General features: G+C 68.5%; 18 protein-coding genes and 1 pseudogene. 5 read left to right on the forward strand and 14 right to left on the reverse strand.

Annotated elements, in window-relative coordinates; all coding sequences use genetic code 11:
• Window positions 1-15: 15 nt before the first annotated feature.
• From CSW63_RS06070 to CSW63_RS06080, 3 genes are read right to left on the reverse strand one after another with little or no spacing between them, the layout of a single operon-like run.
• The gene (locus CSW63_RS06070) at window positions 16-963 is read right to left on the reverse strand and encodes an EamA family transporter (RefSeq protein ID WP_168193609.1); all 948 of its coding nucleotides are present in this window, start codon (window positions 961-963) and stop codon (window positions 16-18) included.
• Window positions 964-1,003: 40 nt separating this feature from the next.
• Window positions 1,004-1,714, reverse strand: coding sequence for a CPBP family intramembrane glutamic endopeptidase (locus CSW63_RS06075; protein WP_062094298.1), 711 nt, complete (start codon window positions 1,712-1,714; stop codon window positions 1,004-1,006).
• A gap of 56 nt (window positions 1,715-1,770) precedes the next feature.
• Window positions 1,771-2,826 (reverse strand): helix-turn-helix domain-containing protein, encoded by a 1,056-nt coding sequence (locus CSW63_RS06080; RefSeq protein WP_062094299.1) that lies wholly within the window; start codon window positions 2,824-2,826, stop codon window positions 1,771-1,773.
• A 134-nt stretch (window positions 2,827-2,960) separates the two neighbouring features.
• Here CSW63_RS06080 and CSW63_RS06085 point away from each other — a divergent pair, with 134 nt between their 5' ends.
• Complete coding sequence (locus CSW63_RS06085) at window positions 2,961-4,016, forward strand: DUF2855 family protein (RefSeq protein ID WP_062094300.1); 1,056 nt, start codon at window positions 2,961-2,963, stop codon at window positions 4,014-4,016.
• An 8-nt stretch (window positions 4,017-4,024) separates the two neighbouring features.
• Here CSW63_RS06085 and CSW63_RS06090 read toward each other — a convergent pair whose 3' ends face one another.
• Window positions 4,025-4,729: a helix-turn-helix transcriptional regulator gene (locus CSW63_RS06090; RefSeq protein ID WP_062094301.1), complete on the reverse strand. Its 705-nt coding sequence runs from the start codon at window positions 4,727-4,729 to the stop codon at window positions 4,025-4,027.
• Window positions 4,730-4,812: 83 nt separating this feature from the next.
• Here CSW63_RS06090 and CSW63_RS06095 point away from each other — a divergent pair, with 83 nt between their 5' ends.
• A complete protein-coding gene (locus CSW63_RS06095; RefSeq protein WP_062094302.1) occupies window positions 4,813-6,165 on the forward strand; it encodes an MFS transporter in 1,353 nt (450 codons plus the stop codon).
• A 57-nt stretch (window positions 6,166-6,222) separates the two neighbouring features.
• On the opposite strand, the gene secA is transcribed toward CSW63_RS06095, so the two are convergent.
• Window positions 6,223-8,991 (reverse strand): preprotein translocase subunit SecA, encoded by a 2,769-nt coding sequence (secA, locus tag CSW63_RS06100; protein ID WP_062094303.1) that lies wholly within the window; start codon window positions 8,989-8,991, stop codon window positions 6,223-6,225.
• Between the two features lie 297 nt (window positions 8,992-9,288).
• Between secA and CSW63_RS06105 the strand changes: the two genes are divergently transcribed.
• Window positions 9,289-10,254, forward strand: coding sequence for a peptidyl-prolyl cis-trans isomerase (locus CSW63_RS06105; protein WP_168193610.1), 966 nt, complete (start codon window positions 9,289-9,291; stop codon window positions 10,252-10,254).
• Between the two features lie 15 nt (window positions 10,255-10,269).
• Entirely contained in the window at window positions 10,270-11,715 is a 1,446-nt protein-coding gene (gene argJ / locus CSW63_RS06110) for a bifunctional glutamate N-acetyltransferase/amino-acid acetyltransferase ArgJ (RefSeq protein WP_062094304.1), read from the forward strand.
• A gap of 24 nt (window positions 11,716-11,739) precedes the next feature.
• On the opposite strand, the gene CSW63_RS06115 is transcribed toward argJ, so the two are convergent.
• Entirely contained in the window at window positions 11,740-12,795 is a 1,056-nt protein-coding gene (locus tag CSW63_RS06115) for a LacI family DNA-binding transcriptional regulator (RefSeq protein ID WP_062094305.1), read from the reverse strand.
• Window positions 12,796-12,883: 88 nt separating this feature from the next.
• Between CSW63_RS06115 and CSW63_RS06120 the strand changes: the two genes are divergently transcribed.
• A complete protein-coding gene (locus CSW63_RS06120; protein WP_062094306.1) occupies window positions 12,884-13,396 on the forward strand; it encodes a molybdenum cofactor guanylyltransferase in 513 nt (170 codons plus the stop codon).
• Window positions 13,397-13,541: 145 nt separating this feature from the next.
• On the opposite strand, the gene CSW63_RS06125 is transcribed toward CSW63_RS06120, so the two are convergent.
• The 8 genes and pseudogenes from CSW63_RS06125 to CSW63_RS06160 form a co-directional block, all read right to left on the reverse strand.
• Window positions 13,542-15,056, reverse strand: a complete 1,515-nt coding sequence (locus tag CSW63_RS06125) for a sulfite reductase flavoprotein subunit alpha (protein WP_062094307.1) — start codon at window positions 15,054-15,056, stop codon at window positions 13,542-13,544.
• Complete coding sequence (locus CSW63_RS06130) at window positions 15,056-16,009, reverse strand: FAD:protein FMN transferase (protein WP_137803460.1); 954 nt, start codon at window positions 16,007-16,009, stop codon at window positions 15,056-15,058. The genes CSW63_RS06125 and CSW63_RS06130 overlap by 1 nt, the downstream gene beginning before the upstream one ends.
• Window positions 16,010-16,185: 176 nt before the next feature.
• Complete coding sequence (locus CSW63_RS06135) at window positions 16,186-17,070, reverse strand: DUF4198 domain-containing protein (RefSeq protein ID WP_082749374.1); 885 nt, start codon at window positions 17,068-17,070, stop codon at window positions 16,186-16,188.
• Window positions 17,067-17,582 carry a DUF2271 domain-containing protein gene (locus tag CSW63_RS06140; RefSeq protein WP_062094310.1) on the reverse strand — a complete coding sequence of 172 codons (516 nt, stop codon included), beginning with the start codon at window positions 17,580-17,582 and terminating at the stop codon, window positions 17,067-17,069. The genes CSW63_RS06135 and CSW63_RS06140 overlap by 4 nt, the downstream gene beginning before the upstream one ends.
• Before the next feature lie 10 nt (window positions 17,583-17,592).
• The gene (locus CSW63_RS06145; protein ID WP_062094311.1) at window positions 17,593-18,222 is read right to left on the reverse strand and encodes a PepSY-associated TM helix domain-containing protein; all 630 of its coding nucleotides are present in this window, start codon (window positions 18,220-18,222) and stop codon (window positions 17,593-17,595) included.
• A gap of 138 nt (window positions 18,223-18,360) precedes the next feature.
• Window positions 18,361-19,843 (reverse strand): annotated as a pseudogene (locus tag CSW63_RS06150) (HWE histidine kinase domain-containing protein).
• A 33-nt stretch (window positions 19,844-19,876) separates the two neighbouring features.
• A complete protein-coding gene (locus CSW63_RS06155; RefSeq protein WP_062094313.1) occupies window positions 19,877-20,587 on the reverse strand; it encodes a 2OG-Fe dioxygenase family protein in 711 nt (236 codons plus the stop codon).
• Window positions 20,584-20,997, reverse strand: a complete 414-nt coding sequence (locus CSW63_RS06160) for a group III truncated hemoglobin (RefSeq protein WP_062094314.1) — start codon at window positions 20,995-20,997, stop codon at window positions 20,584-20,586. The genes CSW63_RS06155 and CSW63_RS06160 overlap by 4 nt, the downstream gene beginning before the upstream one ends.
• Window positions 20,998-21,031 lie beyond the last annotated feature (34 nt).

The raw sequence follows: 21,031 nt of genomic DNA on the forward strand, positions 1-21,031 counted from the left end.
CAAGGCAAAGGGATTTCAAGCCGCCGCCGCTCTCCAGGCCCGCACCTTCGGCCACAGCATGTTCACCGCTAGGCCCGTCAGCACCAGGGCGGCGGCGATCAGCTTCCAGGCGGGCAAGGGTTCGTGCAGCAGGAGGGCCGATGCGCCCATGCCAAACACCGGCACCAGCAGGGCCATCGGCGTGATGGTGGCGGCCGGATAGCGGGCCAGGAGCCAGCCCCAGGCGGCGTAACCGAACATGGTGTTGCCCACGGCTTGCCACGCGACGGCGGCCCAGGTGAGGGCGTCGGCATGGATGACGCCCTTGACGATGGCCGGCCAGCCTTCCAACCACAACGACATCGCAAAGAGTGGCGGGATCGAGAAGAGACTCGCCCAGACCACATAGCCCAGCATATTCACCGGGCCAGCCTGGCGCGCCACCATGTTGCCAGCCGACCAACTGGCCGCCGCCAGCAGCACCAGCATGACGCCGAGCGGAGTCGCTGAGCCGCCGCCGTGCGCGGCGATCAGGATGATCCCAGAGGCGGCCAGCAGCAGGGCCACGACCTGAAAGCCCTGCACGCGCTCGCGGCTGATCCACATGGCCATGCCGATGGTGAAGAACACCTGGGTCTGCACCACCAGCGAGGCAAGACCTGGCGAAATGTGGCCCTTCATGGCCACGAACAGCAGGCCAAACTGCCCTGCGCCGATCGCCACGCCGTAGGCGGCGAGGTTGCCCCAAGACACCGCCGGCCGCTTGACGAAGAACGCCATCGGCAGCAGCACCATCGAGAAGCGCAGGGTGGCGAACAGCAGCGGCGGCAGGTGATCGAGGCCCACGCGGATGACCACGAAATTGGTGCCCCACACCGCCACCACGGCCAGGGCCAGCAGGAAGTGGCGTAAAGGCAGGGCGACTTGGGGCATGGGCGCTCCATCGGCGGTGGTCGCCTTCGATTGCGCCCCGCCCCGCGTCACGGCAACCGAAACATTGTCCCGATGACAATGCGGTCAGGGCTCAGATCAACAGGGATGCGGCGTTGCCCAGGTTGTGCATCAGCACCGGCAGCAGGATGCTTCCCGTGCGCAGCCGCACCCAGACCGCGATCAGCGAGGGGCCGGCGGTCAGGGCGAAGGCGAGCGGCTCGAACGAGATCTCGCCCTTGGAGACGCCGAACGCGTGCGCCAGCCCAAAGAGGGCGCAGGACAGCGCCGCGCCCCAGCTCCAGTCGACCCCCAGGAGCCGGACCCGGCCCGTGAAGGCGCGGTCAAGGGCCAGCAGGAGCACGCCGCGATAGAACGCCTCTTCCTCAAGGCCGGGCATGGTCAGCTGGAATGCCAGGGTCTCGGCGTCGGCGGGTTCGTTCGGAAAGGCCAGGGCCAGGCCGACGAACAGCAGAGCATAGAGGCCGGCGACGATCAGCGGTCCCTTGAGATGCTGCTGTCGCCAGGTCAGGCCGCTCGCGCGCCAGCCCAGGACGGGCAGGGCGGCCAGGGCCAGGGTCGCGGCCAGGGCCGCCAGCTTGCCCTGCCAGTTCCAGTCGCCGCCGATCAGGTCGGGGACCAAGCGATAGACCCGGGTGAGCAGGGCGTCGTTGAGAAGCACCAGACCCGCCGCCGCCAATAGCCAGCGGAACGAGACGGCGCTGCGTCCGCCCAAAAGCGCAATGGCGCCGCCCGCTAACAGTAACAGCGCCAGGATCGCGCCGATGCTCAACAAACCGTCCATGATCTTGCCTCGTGATGGGAGGCGACGGCTTAGGCCGGCGGCGGATCGCGCGCTTCTCAGAACACGGCCGGGCGTTCCTCAGAAGCCGGCGCGTTTCGGAAGGCGCTGGGCGGACGTCCTTCCAAGGCCTGGAAGGCGCGGTTGAACGAGGCCAGCGACGCAAAGCCGCTGTCGAGCGCGATGGCGATCAGCTTGTCGTCGGCCCGGCTCGGATCGGCGAGCAGCCGTTTGGCCTCGGCGACCCGGCAAGCGTTCAGGAAGGCGCGGAAATGGTCGTGTCCGAGGCGGTGGTTGATCAACTGCCGGACCGTGCGTTCCGGCGCGCCCATGCGGCGTACGATGTCGGCGAAATCGAGATCGGGCGCCAGGTGGATCTTCTCGACCTCGACCAGAACGCGCAGGCGCTCGACCAGACGCGCTTCTTCGCCCTGGGAGGGCGGGGGGCTGGGCGCCCGCGTGCTTCGGTTCACGGGCCCGGGAACCGGCAGCAGGCGCAGGGCCAGCCACGCGGCGAAGGCCAGGAAGGCGGCGTTCTGAAGGATCGTGAAGCCGTGGGGGGACCAGTCCAGGCCCATGACCAAGTCGACCACAAAGTCCGCCCCCAGTTGACCGGCCAGCAGCACCACCACGAGCAGGCGGGCGCGGCGGCTCTCGTCGACCAGATCGCCGGCGCGGTCCCGCACCAGGCGCCAGGCCAGATAGGCCAGCATTGAAACGCCCAGCGCGATAAGCGCCCAAGACAGTCCGCGGCTTGCCAGATCGGGACCAAAGAGGCCGCGGTCGGCGCTGGCGATGATCAGCCAGGCCAGCCCCATGACAAGTACGCCGCCGCGCGGGCGGAATAGCGGATCGAAGCTGGCGAGACAGAACCACCAAAGGAAAACGGCGGCGTAGCCGGCGATCAAGGCCCCGACCGTTCCGAGCGGACCGCTCAAGCGGAGGGACGGGTCAGGTGTATTGCCCGCCAGGAAGCCGACGAGGCACACGGCCATCGGGGCGAAATAGACCGCCACGCGGCGCGTCCTTGGGTCGCGCGACAGAAGGATCGTCAGCAAGAGCAGCAGGGTCGCGCCGGCGACCCGAACGATCACATCGAGCTGGCTGATATCCATGAATCTCCAAGGGACGATTTAAGCGCAGGTCTAGCACGAACCGGCGCGCCTGATCTCCCGCGCAATTGGCGAACGCCTGTTTGACGGCGCCATCGCCGCCGCCTAGCCTCGCGCCCAAACAGGGAGAGAACGCCATGGCCTGGGACCTGCTTGTCGCCAAGACCGACCTGCGCCGAACCGAGATCCGCGAGGCCGAGCCGTCGCCGTTGGCGGATGGCGAGGTGCGCCTGGCCATCGAAAGCTTCGCCCTGACCGCCAATAACATCACCTATGCCGTGTTCGGCGAGATGATGAAGTACTGGGATTTCTTCCCCGCGCCGGAGGGCTTTGGCCGGGTGCCGGTGTGGGGCCATGCGCGCGTCGAGGCCAGCGCCCATCCCGAGATCGCCGTGGGCCAGCGCTTTTACGGCTACTGGCCGATGTCGACGCACCTGACGGTTCAGGCACGGGCGGGCAAGAGCGGTTTCCTCGACGCGGCGCCGCATCGCCAGCCGATGGCGGTGATCTATAACCAGTACGCCGCCGTCGGGGCCGAGGAGCCGCTGGAGGCCTATCGCGCCCTGCTGCAGCCGCTGTTCATGACCTCGTTCCTGATCGAGGACCAACTGGACGAGGCCGGCTTCCACGGCGCGGCCAGCGTGGTCCTGTCCAGCGCCTCGTCCAAGACCGCCATCGCGCTCGCGGCGCTGCTGCATCGGCGCGGCGGCGTGAAGGTCGTGGGTTTGACCTCGCCCCGCAACAAGGCGTTCGTCGAGGGCCTGGGATTCTACGACCAAGTCGTCCTCTATGACGAGATCGCCGGTGCGCCGATGCCGTCGCCGGCCGTGTTCGTCGACTTCGCCGGCGACAGTCAGGTGTTGGGCGGGGTCCATGGCCGCTTTGGCGACGACCTAAAGGCCTCGATCCTGGTGGGCGGCACCCACTGGGAGGTCCCCCGCGCCCAGGCGCAACTGCCCGGCCCGCAGCCTGTGTTCTTCTTCGCCCCCGACCGCATCGCCAAGCGTCGCCAGGATTGGGCCGGCGGCGAGTTCGAGCAGCGCTACAGCGCGGCCTGGACGCCCTTCGTCGCCGACGCCCCGCGCTGGCTGAAGGTCAAGGAAGGGCAGGGACCGGACGCGATCACGGCCGCCTATCTGGAGCAGGTCGAAGGCGGGACTGCGCCGGACGTGGGCGTTGTGCTGCGGCCTTAGGGGGCCGCCTAGGCCGCGACCTGGCCCTCGTCGTCCAGGCTCACGCCCAGCAAGGCGCGCAAGGCCCGTGTTCCGTCGGGTGTCAGCCGCGCCGCGCGTCCCTTGGCCTCCAGCGTCAGCCAGCCCCGTTCGGTCATGACCGTCAGCAGCCTCACGCCTAGCGGGCCGGTCAGGTGATGGCGGCGCTCGGTCCAGTCCAGGCATTGGCGGGCGACGCCGCGGGGCGAGCGCAGGCTATCGACCGACACGCCCAAGTCCTCGAACCAGGCGCGGCCTTCGGGCGTGATGCTGTAAAGCTTGTTGGCGGCGGGGCGGAGAAGGTCGCGGGTGACCAGCGCTTCGCAGACTCGAACGCCCAGGCGGCCAGCCAGATGGCCGTAGCAGCAGCGAGCGTCGCGCAGCGCGCGGGCCTTTGGCGAGCGGGGGATCTCCAGCGACCGCACCGGCGCGGCGAGGACCGACAGGGCCTCGAGCGCATGGGCGACCTCGGCCGAGGCGAGCCGGTAGTAGCGATGGCGCCCCTCACGTTCGACGGCCAGCAGGCCGCCATCGACCAGCTTGGTCAGGTGGTTGCTGGCCGCTTGGGCGGTGACGCCGGCGGCCCAGGCCAAGGCGCTGGCGGGTTGGGCGCGACCGTCCTGCAGCGCCTGCAGCATCGCCGCGCGGGTCGGGTCGCCGATCAGAGCGGCGGGGGTGGCGATGTTGGCGTCCATGTCGCCATCCTAGACCCGATCAAAGCGGAATGGTTCATCGGCGCGTGTAACATCGGCGCGTCTCATCCGGGCAAAGGCGGGGCATGAGCACCGCGCCCTCCCGTCTCCTCTGGATCACCGCCGCCGCCAGCTTCGGCTTTTTCGTCACCCAGTTGGACGTGACGATCGTCAATGTGGCGCTGGATGCGGTCGGGCGCGCCTTCGGAGCCTCGACCGCCCAGTTGCAGTGGGTGGTGGACGCCTATGTGCTGGCCTTGGCGGCGATGCTGCTATCGGCCGGAGCAATCGGTGATCGGATCGGGCCGCGCCGCGCCTTCGTAGCGGGGCTTGTGCTGTTCGGCCTGACCTCCGCCGCCTGCGGTTTCGCAAGCGGTCCCTTGGCGCTGATCACGGCGAGGGGGGCGCAGGGCGCGGCCGGAGCGCTGCTGATCCCGCCGTCGCTGGCTCTGATCGCTCACGCGGCGGATGGCGACGCCCGCCAGCGCGCCGCAGCCGTGGGCTGGTGGACCGCCGCGGGCGGGGTGTCGATCGCCGCCGGGCCCGTGCTGGGCGGCCTATTGGTCGAGACCCTTGGTTGGCGCTGGGTGTTCTTCGTGAACCTCCCCGTCTGCGTTGTGGGCGCGATCCTGACCCTGATGGTCGCGCCGCACACCCCGGCCAAGCCCAAGGTTCCGCTGGACCTGCCTGGTCAGGCTCTCGCGGTCGGCGCGGTCTCGCTCCTGGTCGGCGGGCTGATCGAGGGCGGCCATCGAGGCTGGACGGGCGCGCCGCTGGCGGCCCTGATCGCCGGCCTGGCCCTGGCGGGAGGCTTCATGCTCTTCGAGCGCCGAACGCCGCATCCGGCCATACCCCTGAACGTCTTTCGCAAGCGTCCGGCCTGGACCGCGCTGGTGGTCGGCCCGGCGCTGAACTTCACCTACTACGGCCTGATCTTCGTACTCAGCCTCTACATGCTGCGCGCGCTGCATTGGCCGCCCAGCAGGACGGGGGTGGCGTTCCTGCCGCTGACGGCGACCTTCATCGCGTCGAACCTGCTGAGCGGCCGCCTCGTCGCCCGGCTTGGAGCGCGAGCGGTGACGGCCGGGGGCGTGCTGATCGCGGCCATCGGTTATGGGCTGACGGCGCGACTGGACGCGACGAGTAGTCTCGCCGAGATGCTGCCCGGCTTCGCCTTGATCCCGGGTGGCATGGGTCTGGCGATCCCAGCCCTGACCAGCGGCTTGTTGGCCAGCGTCGATCGCCATGATGCCGGGGCTGCCTCGGGGGTCCTGAACGCCTGCCGCCAGGTCGGCGGCGCGGCGGGCGTGGCGATCTTCGGCGTGCTGGCGGGGGCGGACGCGGTGGCAGGGCTTCGGCTGTCAGGGACCAGCGCGGCGGCGCTGCTGGTCGGGGCGGGTCTGATCGTCCTTATCCCTCACAGAAAGAGGACGACGTAAAAACGCCCGCCCCGGTCTCCCGGGGCGGGCGTCTTCGTCTTTAGGTTAGCTCAAGCCTCAGACCAGTGAGCCGTGGCACTGCTTGAACTTCTTGCCCGAGCCGCAGGGGCAGGGGGCGTTGCGGTTGGTACGTTCCCATTCCTCGGGCAGGGCCGAGATCGGCAGGGCCTGGCGCTGTTGCGGTGACAAGCCTTCCGGGATGGCCCCGGCGACGGCGGCGTTCTCGCCGGTCAGCGGATCGAGGTGCACCTCGACCAGATTGTCCAGCGGCGCGGTCGGGACTTCCGGCTCGGCATAGGCGATCTCGACCGTCATCAGCCAGCGGGTGGTGTTGGTGCGCAGGTCGCCTAGCAGTTTCTCGAACAGCGAGAAGGCTTCGGTCTTGTACTCGTTCAGCGGATCGCGCTGGCCATAGCCGCGCAGGCCGATGACGTTGCGCAGGTGGTCCAGGTGCATCAGGTGTTCGCGCCACTGCAGATCGATCATCTGCAGCAGGAAGTTCTTCTCGACCGAGCGCATCTGCTCGGGGGTGATGATGGCCTCGCGCTGGGCGGCGTATTCGTCGGCCGCCTTGGTGATGCGTTCCTTCATCTCTTCGTCGGCGATGCCTTCCTCGGCGGCCCACTCGGCGATCGGCAGGTCCAGACCCAGGATCGACTTCACGCGCTCGGTCAGGCCCTCGACGTCCCACTGCTCGGCATAGGCCTTGGGCGGCAGGTGACGAGCGACCAGATCGTCGATCGTGTCGTGACGCATCTCGGTGATGATCTCCGAGAGGTCGCTGGACTCCATGAACTCCTGGCGCTGCTCGAACACGGCCTTGCGCTGGTCGTTGACGACGTCGTCGTACTTCAGGAGGTTCTTGCGGATTTCGTAGTTGCGCTGCTCGACGCGCTTTTGCGCGGTGGCGATGGCGTTGTTCAGCCACTTGTGGGTGATCGCCTCGCCTTCCTGGACGCCGAAGGTGCGCATGATCGCGTCCAGACGGTCGCCGGCGAAGATGCGCAGGAGGTCGTCCTCGCACGACAGGAAGAATTTCGACCGACCCGGGTCGCCCTGACGGCCGGTACGGCCGCGCAGCTGATTGTCGATGCGGCGGCTTTCGTGGCGCTCGGTGCCCAGCACGAACAGGCCGCCGGCGGCCAGGGCCTGGGCCTTCTTGTCGGCGATCTCGGTCTCGAGGCGGGCGCGTTCTTCGGCCTCATCCTCGACGGTGATCTCCAGACCCATGCCGCGTTGCTGCTGGCGCCAGTTGAACAGGCGCATGTCGATGCTGCCGCCCAGCTGGATGTCGGTGCCACGGCCCGCCATGTTGGTGGCGATGGTCACCGCGCCGGGCACGCCGGCGTCGGCGACGATGACAGCTTCCTGCTCGTGGAAGCGGGCGTTCAGCACTTGGTGCGGGATGCCCTTCTGCTTCTTGCCGTCGTTCTCGAAGGTGTAGTTGGTCAGAAGCTTGGACAGCTCTTCCGACTTTTCGATCGAGACGGTGCCGACCAGGATCGGCTGGCCGCGCATATGGCAGTCGGCGATCTGCTTGAGGATGGCCTCGTTCTTTTCGCGCTCGGTGCGATAGACCTCGTCGTCGTCGTCGATGCGCTGGATCGGGCGGTTGGTCGGGATTTCCGACACGCCCATCTTGTAGATGTCGTCGAATTCCTGCGCCTCGGTCGAAGCCGTGCCGGTCATGCCTGACAGCTTCTTGTAGAGGCGGAAGTAGTTTTGGATCGTCACCGAGGCCAGGGTCTGGTTCTCGGGCTGGATGTCGGCGCCTTCCTTGGCCTCGATGGCCTGGTGCAGGCCTTCCGAGAGACGGCGGCCGGTCATCATGCGACCGGTGAACTCGTCGATCAGGATCACCTCGCCGCCCTTGACGATGTAGTCCTTGTCGCGCGTGTAGAGCACGTTGGCGCGCAGCGCCTGATTGACGTGGTGCACCACCGAGACGTTGGCCGCGTCGTAGAGACCCGCGGAGTCTTCGGCCAGGTGGCCGCCGGCCATCAGGATCTCTTCGATCTTCTCCTGGCCTTCTTCGGTCAGGATGACCTGCTTCTGCTTCTCGTCATGGTCGTACATCGACTTGTCGAGGATCAGTTCCTTAACCAGCACGTCGATGGTCTTGTAGAAGCTGCTGCGGTCCTCGGTCGGGCCCGAGATGATCAGCGGGGTGCGGGCCTCGTCGATCAGGATCGAGTCGACCTCGTCGACGATCGCGAAGTTGTGGCCGCGCTGGACCATCTCGTCGACGCTGTAGACGAGGTTGTCGCGCAGATAGTCGAAGCCGAATTCGTTGTTGGTGCCGTAAGTGATGTCGCTGCGATAGGCGCGCTGGCGCTCGCCCTGCGACAGGCCGTTGACGATCACGCCGTACGACAGGCCCAGGAAGTTGTAGACCTGACCCATCCAGTCGGCGTCGCGGCGGGCCAGATAGTCGTTGACGGTGATGACGTGGACGCCCTTGCCTTCCAGGGCGTTCAGATAGGTCGGCAGGGTGGCGACCAGCGTCTTGCCTTCACCGGTGCGCATCTCCGAGATGCCCGAGAAGTGCAGCACCATGCCGCCGACCATCTGGACGTCGAAGTGGCGCATGCCCAGCACGCGCTTGGAGGCCTCGCGCACGACGGCGAAGGCTTCGTTCAGGATGTCGTCGAGGGTTTCGCCCTTTTCGAGACGCGCCTTGAACTCGGCGGTTTTGCCCTTCAGCGCCTCGTCGGAAAGCGCCGCGTATTCGGCTTCATAGGCGTTGATCTTGGCCACGCGCGCGGTCAGCGTCTTGACCTTGCGCTCGTTGGAAGAGCCGAAGAACTTTTTGGCGAAACCAAGCATTCAGGGAGAATCCGGAGGGCGGTTTGGACGAGGAGGCCGGCGCTAAGGCTGAGAGGCCTCGACTACGGAGATGAAAATCAGCCGCAACAACGCGTAAACACGCCGTTCCGGTGCGGCCGGAGACTTAAGCACCGCCCCCCCTGGTGTCAACGCGAAGACCCTAGAACAAAGAGGGTTTAAGGCGCTGAAACTCAGGCCCCCGGGCCGGTTTTCGTAGACCAGAACGCTTTCCACGGCGAAGCCGTTTCCCCTTGGGTAAAAACCGCGCTAGAGCCCATTTCAGCAAAGCCGGAGATCTTGGCCTTGAAGACCTCTTTCCGCCTGATGGGCGCGCTGGGCGCTGTGGCCTGCGCGCTCTTGATCGCCTCCTGCGGCCAGAACAAGGTCGCCGACAAGCCGCCCGAGCCGGGCGACACCGCCGTGGCGCGCGTCAACGGCCAGGTGATCTGGGCCAGCGACGTCAAGCGCGAGGCCGTGGCCCAGGGGCTGATCAGCGAGGGCGAGCCGTTGGATATCTCCAGCGAGGTGTTCCGCCAGCGCCTCGACGAGGTCATCGACCAGAAGCTGCTGGCCGCCGAGGCGGTCAAGCGCAAGCTCGACAAGGACCCGGTGGCCCAGCGCCGCCTCGCCGCTGCGCGCGAGCGTATCCTGGGCGACATGCTGGTCGAGGGCGTGGTCGAGAAGGCCGTCACCGAGGACGCCATCCGCAAGCTCTACGCCGAGCAGCAGAAGCTGTCGAAGCGCTCCGAGGAGATCCGCGCCCGCCAGATTCTGGTCGGCAGTCAGGCCGAGGCCGAGAGCATCAAGAAGCTCTTGGCCACCGGCGCCTCGTTCGATGCGTTGGCCATGGAGCGTTCGACCGACCAGGCCACCCGCTTCAACGGCGGCGACCTCGGCTACTTCACGCTGGACGTCATGCCCGAGCCCTACGGGGTGGCCCTCAAGGACGCCCAGAAGGGTGCGCTGGTCGGCCCGTTCGCCGCCGAGGGCGGCTGGGTCATCGTCAAGGTCGAGGACAAGCGCACCGAGGAACCGATCACTCTGGAGGCCGCGCGGCCGCAGATCATCCGCTTCCTGACCTATGATCAGGTCCGCGACATCCTTGAGAAGCTGCGCGGCTCGGCCAAGGTCGAGATGATGATCGGCAAGTCGCAGGAACTGCCCGCCGGCGCGGCGCAGGAACCCGCCTCGGCCCCACCCGAACTGCAAGGCGCCGCGCCGGCCTCGGCCCCGCCGCCTCCCGCCCAACCCGCGAAGAAATAGTAGTAAGAGCGGCTCATGACCAAGACGACCAAGACTTCCGGGACGACGCCTGGCGAACCTGTCGCGGCCGCGACCGAGCGCGCGCACGGCGTCATCGACGCGATCGTCGATCCGCTGACCGCGGCGCTGAAGCGCGCCGGTCTACGCCGGGCCCAGAAGTCTGCGGGCGAGTCCGAACAGCAGGCCGCGGCGCCGGCCAAGGCCGCGACGGGCGCTGGGAAGCCCGGCCTGGCGATCTCGCCGCTGGCCGTGCCGTTCCCGACCATTCCGCCGATCGCCGGCGTCGAGATCGCCACCGGCCGCGCGGGCTTCTACAAGCACGAGCGGGAAGATCTGCTGCTGATGCGCTTCGCCGAGGGCACCTCGGCGGCGGGCGTCTTCACCCGTCACGGCGTGGGCTCTGCGCCGGTCGATTGGTGCAAGCGCCAGTTGGCGGCGACGGGCGGGGCGGACGTGCGGGCCCTGGTGGTCAACGCCGGCTGCGCCAACAGCTTCACCGGCAAGCCCGGCGCCGACGCGGTGCGCCGCGTGGCCACGGCCGTGGGCAAGCGCCTGGACTGCCGCCAGCGCGACGTGATGATGGCCTCGACCGGCGTCATCGGCGTCATCCTGGACGACAGCAAGATCACCGCCCGCCTGCCTGAGGTGGAAAGCCGTCTGAAGGCCGACGCCTGGGCCGAGGCCGGCCGGGCGATCATGACCACCGACACCTTCCCGAAGGGCGCCTACGCCACGGCGATGATCGACGGGGTCGAGGTCAAGATCGCGGGCATCGCCAAGGGCTCGGGCATGATCGCGCCCGACATGGCCACCATGCTGGCCTTCGTGGCCACCGACGCGGCGATCGCTCCGGCGGCCTTGCAGACCCTCGTCAGCCTCTACACTCGCACCACCTTCAACTGCGTGACGGTGGATGGCGACCGCTCGACCAACGACACCCTGCTGTTGTTCGCGACCGGCCAGTCGGGCGCGCCCAAGATTCACCGCGCCGGCGACAAGCGCCTGGCCGACTTCCGGGAAAAGCTCGAGGGCGTGCTGCTGGATCTGGCCCTGCAACTGGTCAAGGACGGCGAGGGCGCGACCAAGTTCGTCAAGATCACCGTCAACGGCGCCGAAAGCCCGGCCAGCGCCCGCAAAATCGCCCGCACCATCGCCGAGAGCCCGCTGGTCAAGACCGCCTTCGCCGGCGAGGACGCCAACTGGGGCCGCATCGTCATGGCCGTAGGCCGCGCCGACGAGCCGGTGGCCCGCGAGAAGATCAGCGTCAAGTTCGGCGACCTCTACGCCGCCCGCGACGGCCTGATCTCGGCCGAATACGACGAGGCCAAGATGAGCGCCTACGTCAAGAACCAGTCCTTTGAGGTCTCGGTGGATGTCGGCGTCGGCCGCGGCTCGGCCACGGTGTGGACCTGCGACCTGACCAAGCAGTATGTGGCGATCAACGGGGACTACCGGAGCTAGGGGGCGCTCTGGGGCGCTGGCCCTCTAAGCCCCCGCCGGCCCGCTGGAATCCCGCACGATCAGCGTATGAGGGTGCATCAACTGGCGCGGTTCGCCGCCGCCGTCGCGGTGTCGGCGGATTTCTTCAAGCACCAGATCCACGGCCGCGCGGGCCATGGCCGCGATCGGCTGATGGACCGTGGTCAGGGGCGGCCAGATGTTGTCGGCGATCGAGGTGTCGTCGAAGCCGACGATCGAGACGTCGCCCGGCACATCCAGGCCCAGGCGATGGGCGACGCCCGCCGTGGCGGCGGCCATGTCGTCATTGGCCGCGAAGATCGCGGTCGGACGCGGATCAGCGGCTAGCAGGCGCTCGGCCGCCTCCAGGCCCGAGCGATAGGTGAAATAGCCCTGCTCGACCCGGATGTTCTCCTGCGGGATACCGGCGGCCTTGAGGGCGGTCATGAAACCGTCCAGGCGCTGCTGGCTGACCGTCTGGTTCGGGTGGCCCTTGATGAAGCCGAAGCGCTTGTGGCCAAGGCCGATCAGGTGCTGGGTCAGTTCGAAGGCGGCCGCCTCGTTGTCGATGCGGATGGTGGCCATGTCGGCGCTGGCCGTGCCGGGGGCCACGGCCACGGCGGCGGCGCCCGCCGCGCGGATCTCGGCCAGGACCTCGGCTGACTCGCACAGGGGCGGGGGCAGGATCAGGCCGTCGACTCCGGTCTTCAGCAGGCGGGCCAGGGTGGCGCGGGCCAACTCAGGCTCGGCGCACTTCTCGATGACGATCTGAGCGCCAGTGCGGCTGCTTTCGTCCAGCGCCCCGACCAGGAATTCCGACAGATAGCCGGTCGAGGGGTTGTCGTAGAGCAGGCCGATCCGGAACGGCGCGCTGCCGGCCAGGCTGCGGGCGGCGGGGTTCGGCGCGTAGTTGAGATCGGCGATGGCCTTCTCGACCAACTGGCGGGTCTCTTCCTTGACCGTGCTTTCGCGGTTGATCACCCGCGACACCGTCATCGGCGATACCCCCGCCCGGGCCGCTACGTCGCGGATCGTGGCGCTCTGGGTCGTCCGGCGACGCTGGCGCTCGACAGGTTGGTTCATTCTAGAGTCCGTCCCTTTTCGGCGCGGAGACTAGACCGCTTCGGGTGGCGCTTGGAAGAGCAGCGGGTTTTGCTGCTAAACCCTGCCCATGACCTCTCTGGGCGCGATCATCCTGTGTGGCGGCGGCTCGCGGCGCATGGGCCGCGACAAGGCTGCGCTGGACTGGGACGGCCGCCGCGCCGTGGATCGCGTGGCGGACCTGGCGCGCGCGGTCGGGGCGGAGGCGCTGGTGACGGCAGGGGCGGACCTTGGCTGGCCATGGGTCGCCGACGACGCGGCGGGGGCGGGGCCTGTTGGCGGCGTGCTGGCGGGCGCGCGGGCGCTGGGAACCACACGGCTCCTCGTGCTCGCGGTCGATGCGCCGACGATCACGCCTGACGATCTGGCCCCTCTGCTCGCGAAGGGAGGCTGCTACGAGGGCTTGCCGCTGCCGATGGCGCTTGACGCAGCGGCCTTGCCGGCCGACGCCGAGGCCGGCTGGCCGCTGCGGAGACTGGTGGAGCGCGTGGGGCTCGTCGCCTTGCCGGTTCCGGACGGCGCCCTCCTGCGTCTGCGCGGGGCCAATACGCCGGAAGAGCGGGACGGGCTGTTACGGGGCTGAGCGCCCCCTCCGTCTCGCCGCGTATCCGCGTCGATCCACCTCCCCCGCGTCGCGGGTGAGGAGGTCTGGCTATCCTCCTGCCCCGCTTGCGGGGGAGGTGGCGCGGCGCCGCAGGCGACGTGACGCAGGGGGCGCTCCCCAGCGCCTAGTAAACGTCCCGCCGATACCGCCCTTGGTCCGTCAGGCGCTCCAGACCCTCGGCGCCCAGAATCTGGACCAGCGCGCTGTGAACCTCGCGGGACATGCCCTCCAGCGACCCGCAGACATAGATCGCCGCGCCGTTGGCCACCCAGCGGCGCAGGATGTCGGCGGACTCGCGCAGTCGGTGCTGGACATAAATCCGCTCAGCCTGGTCGCGGGAGAAAGCCAGGTCCAGCCGGTCCAGCAGGCCAGAGGCCTTCCAGGCTTCCAGCTCGGCGCGGTGGAAGTAGTCGTGGGCGGCGGTGCGCTCGCCGAAGACCAGCCAGTTCCAGCGCACGCCGGCGGCGGCGCGGGCCTTGAGGTGGGCGCGCAGGCCCGCCAGGCCCGTGCCTGCGCCGATCAGGATCAGGGGCCGGGTGGTCTCGGGGGCGTGGAAGCTGCGGTTTACCCGCACCCGGGCTTCGATCGCCGCGCCGATCGGCGCATAGCGGCACAGCCAGCCCGAACCCAGGCCCAGCGCGCCGTCGGCGCGGGGCATCAGGCGAACGATCAGCTCGACCCCGCCGTCGCCGGGCAGGGAGGCGATCGAGTACTCGCGGTGGGGCAGGGGCGTCAGGCGCTGGGCCAGGGCTTCGACGGACAGGCCGCGCAGGGGGGCAAGGTCGCCATCGTGCGGAGGCAGGCGAAGGCCCGCCAGGGTCTCGGCGGCCTGTGTTGGCAGGTCCAGGGCCGCGACCAGGGCGGCGACCTGCGCCGGATCGTTGCGGGGGCCGATCTCGAGAATGTCGCCGGCCTGCCAGTCCGCGCCCTTGGGCGGGGTCAGGCGGACATGCCAGGCCTCGCCGCCCGGACTGCCGGGGTTGAGCAGCGTCCGCTCGCCCAGGGTCCAGATGTCATAGATCGGCCGCGTCCAGTCCGGCGCGTGGGTGACGCCGGTCAGGGTCGCCAGCTGGACCTGCCAGTGGCGCAGGGCGGCCGGGTCCGCGTCGTCCACCTCCACGCGGTCGAACAGGGGCTGAGCGCCCTGGCCCGCCAGCCAGGCGTCCAGCGACCGGCCAAAGGCGCAGTAGTGGGCGTAGCTCGAATCCCCCAGGGCCAGCACGCCGTAACGCAGAGCCGAAAGGTTAGCCTTGGTCTTCATCACGTCGCGAATGAAGGCGCGTGCCGGGTCGGGAGCGTCGCCTTCGCCGGTGGTGCTGACCAGGAACAGGGCGCGGCCTGCAAGATCGCCGGCGGTTACGGCCGAGAGGTCCTTCAGGGTCACCGGCGCGCCGGCGTCCGACAGGGCCTTGGCCGTGGCGGTCGCCAGTTCCTCGGCGAAGCCGGTCTGGCTGGCGTAGGCGACGAGCACCGGCTCGCCCGATCCTTGCGACAGGGCGGAGGCGGCCTGACGCGCCCGCCGGCCTCGCCAGGTCTCGCGCAGGGCGATGGCCAGGCAGAAGAGGGCGTATAGCACCACGACGACGCCGGCCCAGAACCAGCGACGGGCCTCGGGGGAGAGGGCGGAAAGGTCGGACATCAATCCAGCATCGCCTGCAGGGCGGGCGAGAGCCGTTCCTCCAGACCCGCCGGACCCCGGCTGACGATCAGGGCGGCCAGGTCGTGGTCGGCGGCGAAGGCCAGGGCGCGCTCCGGCGGCATGACGGTCAGGGCCGTGGCCCAGGCGTCGGCGCTCATGCAGTCCTTGGCCAGCACCGTGACGCTGACGGTGGCGTGAACGATCGGCGCGCCGGTAGCCGGGTCCAGCGTGTGGGCGTAGCGTCGGCCGCCGTAGTCGAAGAACCGGCGATACTCGCCCGAGGTGGCTACGGCCAGGTCATGCAGGGCGACCAGGGTCTTCCGGGTGTCGTTGGCGGCAGGCTCGAAGGGCGGCGGGCGCTCCAGCTCGACCCACCAGGGCTGGCCGTCGGGCTTGGCGCCGATCCCGCGCAGCTCGCCGCCGACCTCGACGAGGTAGCTCTTGACCCCGGCGCGATCCAGCGCAGCGGCGGCCTGGTCGACGCCAAAACCCTTGGCGATGCCGTTCAAGTCCAGCTTCAGCCCGCCCGGCTGGAACAGGGCCTCGCCGTCCAGCACAAGACGCTTCCAGCCAGCGGCCTCGCGGCGCGGGGCGAGGCTCTCGGCCTCGGGCGGCTGACCGGCGAACGGACGCGGGCCAAAGCCCCAGAGGTCGGTCAGGGCGCCCAGGGTCGGATCGAACGCGCCCTCGCTTTGCTCGGCCACCTCAAGAGCCCCGCGCAGCACGGTCAGGGTTTCGGGCGGGAGTGTTGTCCAGCTCCCCGGCGCGGCGCGGTTGTAGCGTGATAGGTCCGACAGCGGCGCCCAGGGGCTCATCTGGGCGACGACGCCGTCGAGGGCGCGCTGAACGCTCGCCTGCAGGGCGGCAAGGTCGGTCGTCGCCGGCAGCACCGCCTTGACCGACCAGGTCGTGCCCATGGTGTCCCCGCCGAACGCGCGGATGAGCCCGCCCACGGGGCGGGCGGGCGGGGTGGCGATGGCGGGGACGAGGACGCGAGGCATGGGTTGCAACAACAAAAGCCGTGTCATCCCGGGCGACGAAGTCGACCCGGGACCCAGGGGCGAGCGACGGTGCGTCGGCCCCTGGGTCCCGGCTCGGCGCGCTACGCGCTGGGCCGGGATGACAGTTATTAAGGCCGCTGGGCTTCGATGACGGCGGTGTAGCTGGCGCTCATGCCGTCGCCCGCGAGCGGAGTGGCCGGCGCGGGCGCTGCGCCCGGGGCGCCGGCCATGCCGGGACCGCCGCGCAAGGTCTCGCCCGAGCGGACCGTGGCGTTGACCCAGTACATGCCGGCTTCGGGCAGGGTGACCTTCACCGCGCCGTCGGGGCCCGACTTAACCTTGATCTCGCCGGGGGTGGCGCGCCAGCGTGCGCCGCCAGGGACGAAGGTGACTTCCAGATTGGCGGCCGGCTTGCCGTCGAGCACGAACTTGAAGGTGGCCGCTTCGGTGGCGATGACGTCGGTCGGATGGGTGACCGGGACCAGCTCAAGGCCCTGGCCCGTCGGCTTTAGGGCCTCAAGGGTCGGCTTGTCGCGCGTGACGAAGGTCTCGTTGCGGCTGCTGGACTTGATGGTCTTCAGATCGGCGGCGCCGGCGGGGACCTGCTTGGCGAAGTCTTCGGGCGAACCGCGGAAGCGCTTGACCTCGCCGTTCTCGGTCCAGCTGGCCATGACGCTGTTGCTGGCGGTGTAGATCTTGTAGGTGCCCGGCTTGGTCAGCTGGACGTCGAAGGTCGAGCGGTACTGGCCGGTGGCGGCGTTCTGGATCTTGTCCGCCGCCCCGTCGGGCGCGATCACCTTGATCCCGTCCGTGCGCATCGCGCGGTGGTCGGGATAGAACAGCTCGTTGGAAATGGCCGCGTCCACGGTCACCCAGGCGCTGTCGCCTGACAAGGTGGTGAAGGCCGGCACCATCCAGCCCCGGTGGGCGGAGGCCGACATCGGCAGGGCCAGCGCAACGCCAACGGCGGCGACAGCGAGCAGGCGCGTCTTGAAGGTCATGGCTTTTCTCACTTCACGGAAACGGTGACGGCGCCCAGCTCAGCCGAGCCCTTGGCCGAAGCGGGCTTGCCGGGCTTGCCCCAGACGAACGGCACACGGACGGCCTCATGACCGCCGACTTCGCGGGCGGCCTCGACCACGAGGTTGTACTGACCGGGTTTAAGGCTCTTGAGCGCGCCCTTGGCGCCGGAGAAGACCAGCTTTTGGGGGCCTGGCGCACGCGTGGCGCCGCTGACGCCGTCGGCGGGGAAGCTCATCTCGCGGCCGGCCTTGCGCCACCACTGGCGCATGTCCTTGAGCCACTTGGCGCCGTTGTCCTCGCGGTTCTTGGCGTCATACCAGACGGCCAGGGTGCCGGCGGCGGTGGAATCGGCCGGGTTCTCGATCCAGATGGCCACGTAGGGCTTGTGGTACTCGGCCACATTCAGCTTGGGCACCTCGACCGTGACATTGAGGTCGGCGGCCATCGCCGGAGCGCCGACGGCGGCGCCGGCGAAGGTGAGCAGGGAAATCGAACGCTTCACGGGGTCTGCCTCAGAGGTGGACGAACAGGATGACAAGAAGGATGGGCGCGACCAGGCCCAGCCCGACCAGAGGCCAGGTCAGCGGCCGCGCGCGGGCGTGGAACTGCAGCAGGATCAGGCCGGTGATCGTGAAGATCACGCAGGCGACCGCGAAGATGTCGATGAACCAGCTCCAGGCCGTGCCGGTGTTGCGGCCCTTGTGCAGGTCGTTCAGCAGGCTGATCGCGCCGCGCGTGGTCTTTTCGTGCTCCACCGCGCCGGTCTCGCGATCGATCGAGACCCAGGCGTCTCCGCCGGGCCGGGCCAGGGCCACATAGACCTCATCGGCCGACCATTCGCCCTCGCGCCCGGCCACGTCTGCGCCGACGGCCTCGTCGAGGAACGGCTCCAGCTGGACGGGCAGGGGGCGCTTACCCTCCTCGGGCCCTTTGGCCAGCACCGCCAGCAGCTCCGGTGGCAGGGTGGCTTTGCGGCTGACGACCTTCGGCTCGGCCTCGATCTGGCCTGCGTGGTTCAGGGTGATGCCCGTGATCGCGAACAACAACATACCGATCAGCGACACGGCCGCGCTGATCCAGTGCCACTGGTGCAACTGCTTCAGCCAGAACGAGCGGCGATGTTGAGCGGCGGCGGATTTCACAGGCGGACGCGACCGGGGCTAGGCGACGGAGAAACCGTCCTTACTTGAGAACGAATTGCAATTTCAAGAGCCAAGGCGAGGCGAAACGCAAGATCGCCTGAAAGGCGTCTAGCATAGGCGTATCAGACGCAAGGCTGTTTACGGCGTTGCAAGTTGGGCCCCGCGCGCCAAGGCGCCGAGGAGCACATTGGCGGGCACCGGTTTGCGCAGGACGGGGCCATCGTCGACATCTGGCTCTTGGTAGCCGGTCAAATAGACGAACGGGATGCCCTGACGGCGAAGGGCCTTGGCCACGGGCGTGATCAGGCGTCCACCCAGATTGATGTCCAGAAGCGCACGATCGACCGTATGAGCGTCCAGCAGTTCCATCGCTTCCTCGATGGTGCCGGCGGGGCCGATCACCTTAGCGCCCGCGGAGGTCAGCACACGGCTCAGCTCCATTGCGAGGACGCCTTCGTCTTCGACGACGAGCACATGCTGATCGCTCAGATTGGGGCCGAGTTCGGCGGTGAGGCCTGGACGATAGACCGGTGCGCCTTCCGCCGGACGGGGTTGCGCGCCCTGCAAAAGGTCAAGCCGCACCTTCAGGCCTTGGGGGCGCCAGACGTGTTCGATCCGCGCCCCGAGCTGTTTGACCGCGCTTTCGATCAAGGTCGAGCCAAACCCGCGTCGGGTCGGTGTCGCGATCGACATGCCGGCGTCCTCGCGCCACTTCAGACGCAGAACACCAGCCTCCTCGAAGCTCCAGCTCACATTGAGCCGGCCCAGCGGGCGCGACAGCGCGCCGTATTTGCTCGCATTGGTGGCCAGCTCGTGAATGACCAGGGCGAGAGACTGCGCCGCCTGCGCGTCGATCAGGGCCGGCGGACCCAGGATGGCGATTTGCTCGCCGCCGTCGCCGCCATAGGGCTCAAGTTCCAGGCGCAACAGGTCGTGCATGTCGACGCCGGTCCAGCGCGTCGTCGACAGCAGGCTGTGCGCCCGCGCCAGCGAACCGATCCGGCCCGACAGCGCGTCGACGTACTGGTCCTTGGACTCGAACGGCGTCAACTGCGCCAGGGACTGGACGACCGTCAGCACGTTCTTGGCGCGGTGATCCACTTCGCGGATCAGCAGACGCTCGGTCTCCTCCGCGCGTTTGCGGTCGGAAATGTCGATGATCAGCGCATAATAGCCTGTCACCTCGCCCTGAGGAGTCCGGTCCGGAACATAGCGGGCCTCGATGAAACGGGAACCGAGGCCCTGATAGTCGACCTCGCCCTCAAAGATCAGAGTCTCACCCGCCAGGGCGCGCGTGACATGGTCTTTCAAGCGCTCGTAGGCGGCTCCTCCGATCACGTCGCGAAGCCTGCGGCCTTCGATCGACGCCCGATTCACACCGAACCAGAGTTCATAGGCGCGGTTCACAAACCGATAGCGCTCGTCGCGGTCGACATAGCTGATCAGGATCGGCACCGCATCGGCCATCGCGCTGGAGAATCTGTCGCGATGTTCGGCAGGCGGGAAAGGCGGCGGAGGTAGGTCGTCTCGAGACATGGAAAATGGACGCCCGACGCCGAAGTAGCAACGCGATACCGTTGCACGCCAAGGCGTCGCTCCAAAGAGCGGGAGCGTGAGACAAACGGTCGCAGCAACCACAGGCTGAGTTTTGCGCCTAGACCGTTTCCTGGCGCCGGAAAGTGACGACGAGCACATCGCGCACCGCCGGCGCCTGCGCATTGCGCGGGCGGATCGGCGTGACGCCGTGCAGCACCCGATGATCGTCGAGAAACACCGCATCGCCGGGCGTCGTCAGCGTGAAGGAGCCGAGGCTCGATCCGTCCGGTGCAAAGATATCGGTCACGCCGCGGTCGACGTTCTGGCGGTCGACCAGCATGACGATCACCCAGTCGACGCCGTCGCGGTGCATGCCTTCAGGCGTGGGCAGGCCCTGCTCACCCGCCCGCGCCTCGATGCGGAACTGATGCATCTCCACATGCCAGGGGGATTCCGAGGCGGGCGACAGGGGATCGAACAGCTCAAGCCCCGTGGCGATCACGCCGCGCGTCACCGGATGGTCGGCGATCGCGTCGCTCACCGGCTCGAACCAGCGCTGCACCCCGCCGTTCAGAGGGTTGTAGTCGCGGCTTTGCCAGTGCGGTTGGTGAGGTTTGCGCTCCAAGAGACCGGGCGCGACGGCGAACGCGGCGAACCGTCGGCGGCGATAGCGCCCGCCGTCGGCCATGAAGGTGTCGAGGCCAAGGTCGTTCCAGCTGGCGGCGAAGTCGTCCCAATCGGCGACGGCCTCCGGCCCGAGCATCGCTCGGGTCTCTTCGGCCGGGAAGCGGACGAAGCCTTGGTCGGCCAGATGCGCGCGCGGACTCAAGCCGCCGCTCCAGGCTTGTGAAATAGGCCTAGTTTCAGGGTGGCGGCGATGCGCTCGGCTTTCTGGCCGATGGTCGCCGCGCGGGGGGCGTCGAACAGCTCCGCGCAGGTCATGTGAAAGAGGCCCAGCCACGGCGTAAACAGGCCCTCTGTGAGACCTTCGACGCCCTGGTGGGCCGCCACCGGCTGGCCCTTGTAGCGGCCCGAGGTGTTCAGCACCGACGACCAGAAGTCCTTCAACTTGGCCAGGTGCTCGGGCCAGCCGTCGGGGCCGATCGCGGTCTCGAAGATCGGACCCAGGCGGTGGTGCTGGCGGATCCGCGCATAGAAGGTCTCGACCAGCCGGTCGATCTCCTCGTCGGTGAACGGAGCGGCGTCGGCGCGAGCCTGGGAGCGAGGAGAAACGGCCATGGCCGCGATATGGACCCTGACGTCCTCCTGCAGA

Source organism: Caulobacter sp. FWC26, from assembly GCF_002742645.2.
In the GTDB taxonomy this organism is placed as follows: domain Bacteria; phylum Pseudomonadota; class Alphaproteobacteria; order Caulobacterales; family Caulobacteraceae; genus Caulobacter.

Excerpts from the sequence above, each read along its gene's own strand:
- CSW63_RS06090 (WP_062094301.1), bottom strand. The coding sequence starts at position 4,729 with ATGGACGCCAACATCGCCACCCCCGCCGCTCTGATCGGCGACCCGACC.
- CSW63_RS06075 (WP_062094298.1), bottom strand. The coding sequence starts at position 1,714 with ATGGACGGTTTGTTGAGCATCGGCGCGATCCTGGCGCTGTTACTGTTA.
- CSW63_RS06085 (WP_062094300.1), top strand. The coding sequence starts at position 2,961 with ATGGCCTGGGACCTGCTTGTCGCCAAGACCGACCTGCGCCGAACCGAG.
- CSW63_RS06125 (WP_062094307.1), bottom strand. The coding sequence starts at position 15,056 with ATGTCCGACCTTTCCGCCCTCTCCCCCGAGGCCCGTCGCTGGTTCTGG.
- secA (WP_062094303.1), bottom strand. The coding sequence starts at position 8,991 with ATGCTTGGTTTCGCCAAAAAGTTCTTCGGCTCTTCCAACGAGCGCAAG.
- CSW63_RS06115 (WP_062094305.1), bottom strand. The coding sequence starts at position 12,795 with ATGAACCAACCTGTCGAGCGCCAGCGTCGCCGGACGACCCAGAGCGCC.
- CSW63_RS06120 (WP_062094306.1), top strand. The coding sequence starts at position 12,884 with ATGACCTCTCTGGGCGCGATCATCCTGTGTGGCGGCGGCTCGCGGCGC.
- CSW63_RS06095 (WP_062094302.1), top strand. The coding sequence starts at position 4,813 with ATGAGCACCGCGCCCTCCCGTCTCCTCTGGATCACCGCCGCCGCCAGC.
- CSW63_RS06160 (WP_062094314.1), bottom strand. The coding sequence starts at position 20,997 with ATGGCCGTTTCTCCTCGCTCCCAGGCTCGCGCCGACGCCGCTCCGTTC.
- argJ (WP_062094304.1), top strand. The coding sequence starts at position 10,270 with ATGACCAAGACGACCAAGACTTCCGGGACGACGCCTGGCGAACCTGTC.
- CSW63_RS06080 (WP_062094299.1), bottom strand. The coding sequence starts at position 2,826 with ATGGATATCAGCCAGCTCGATGTGATCGTTCGGGTCGCCGGCGCGACC.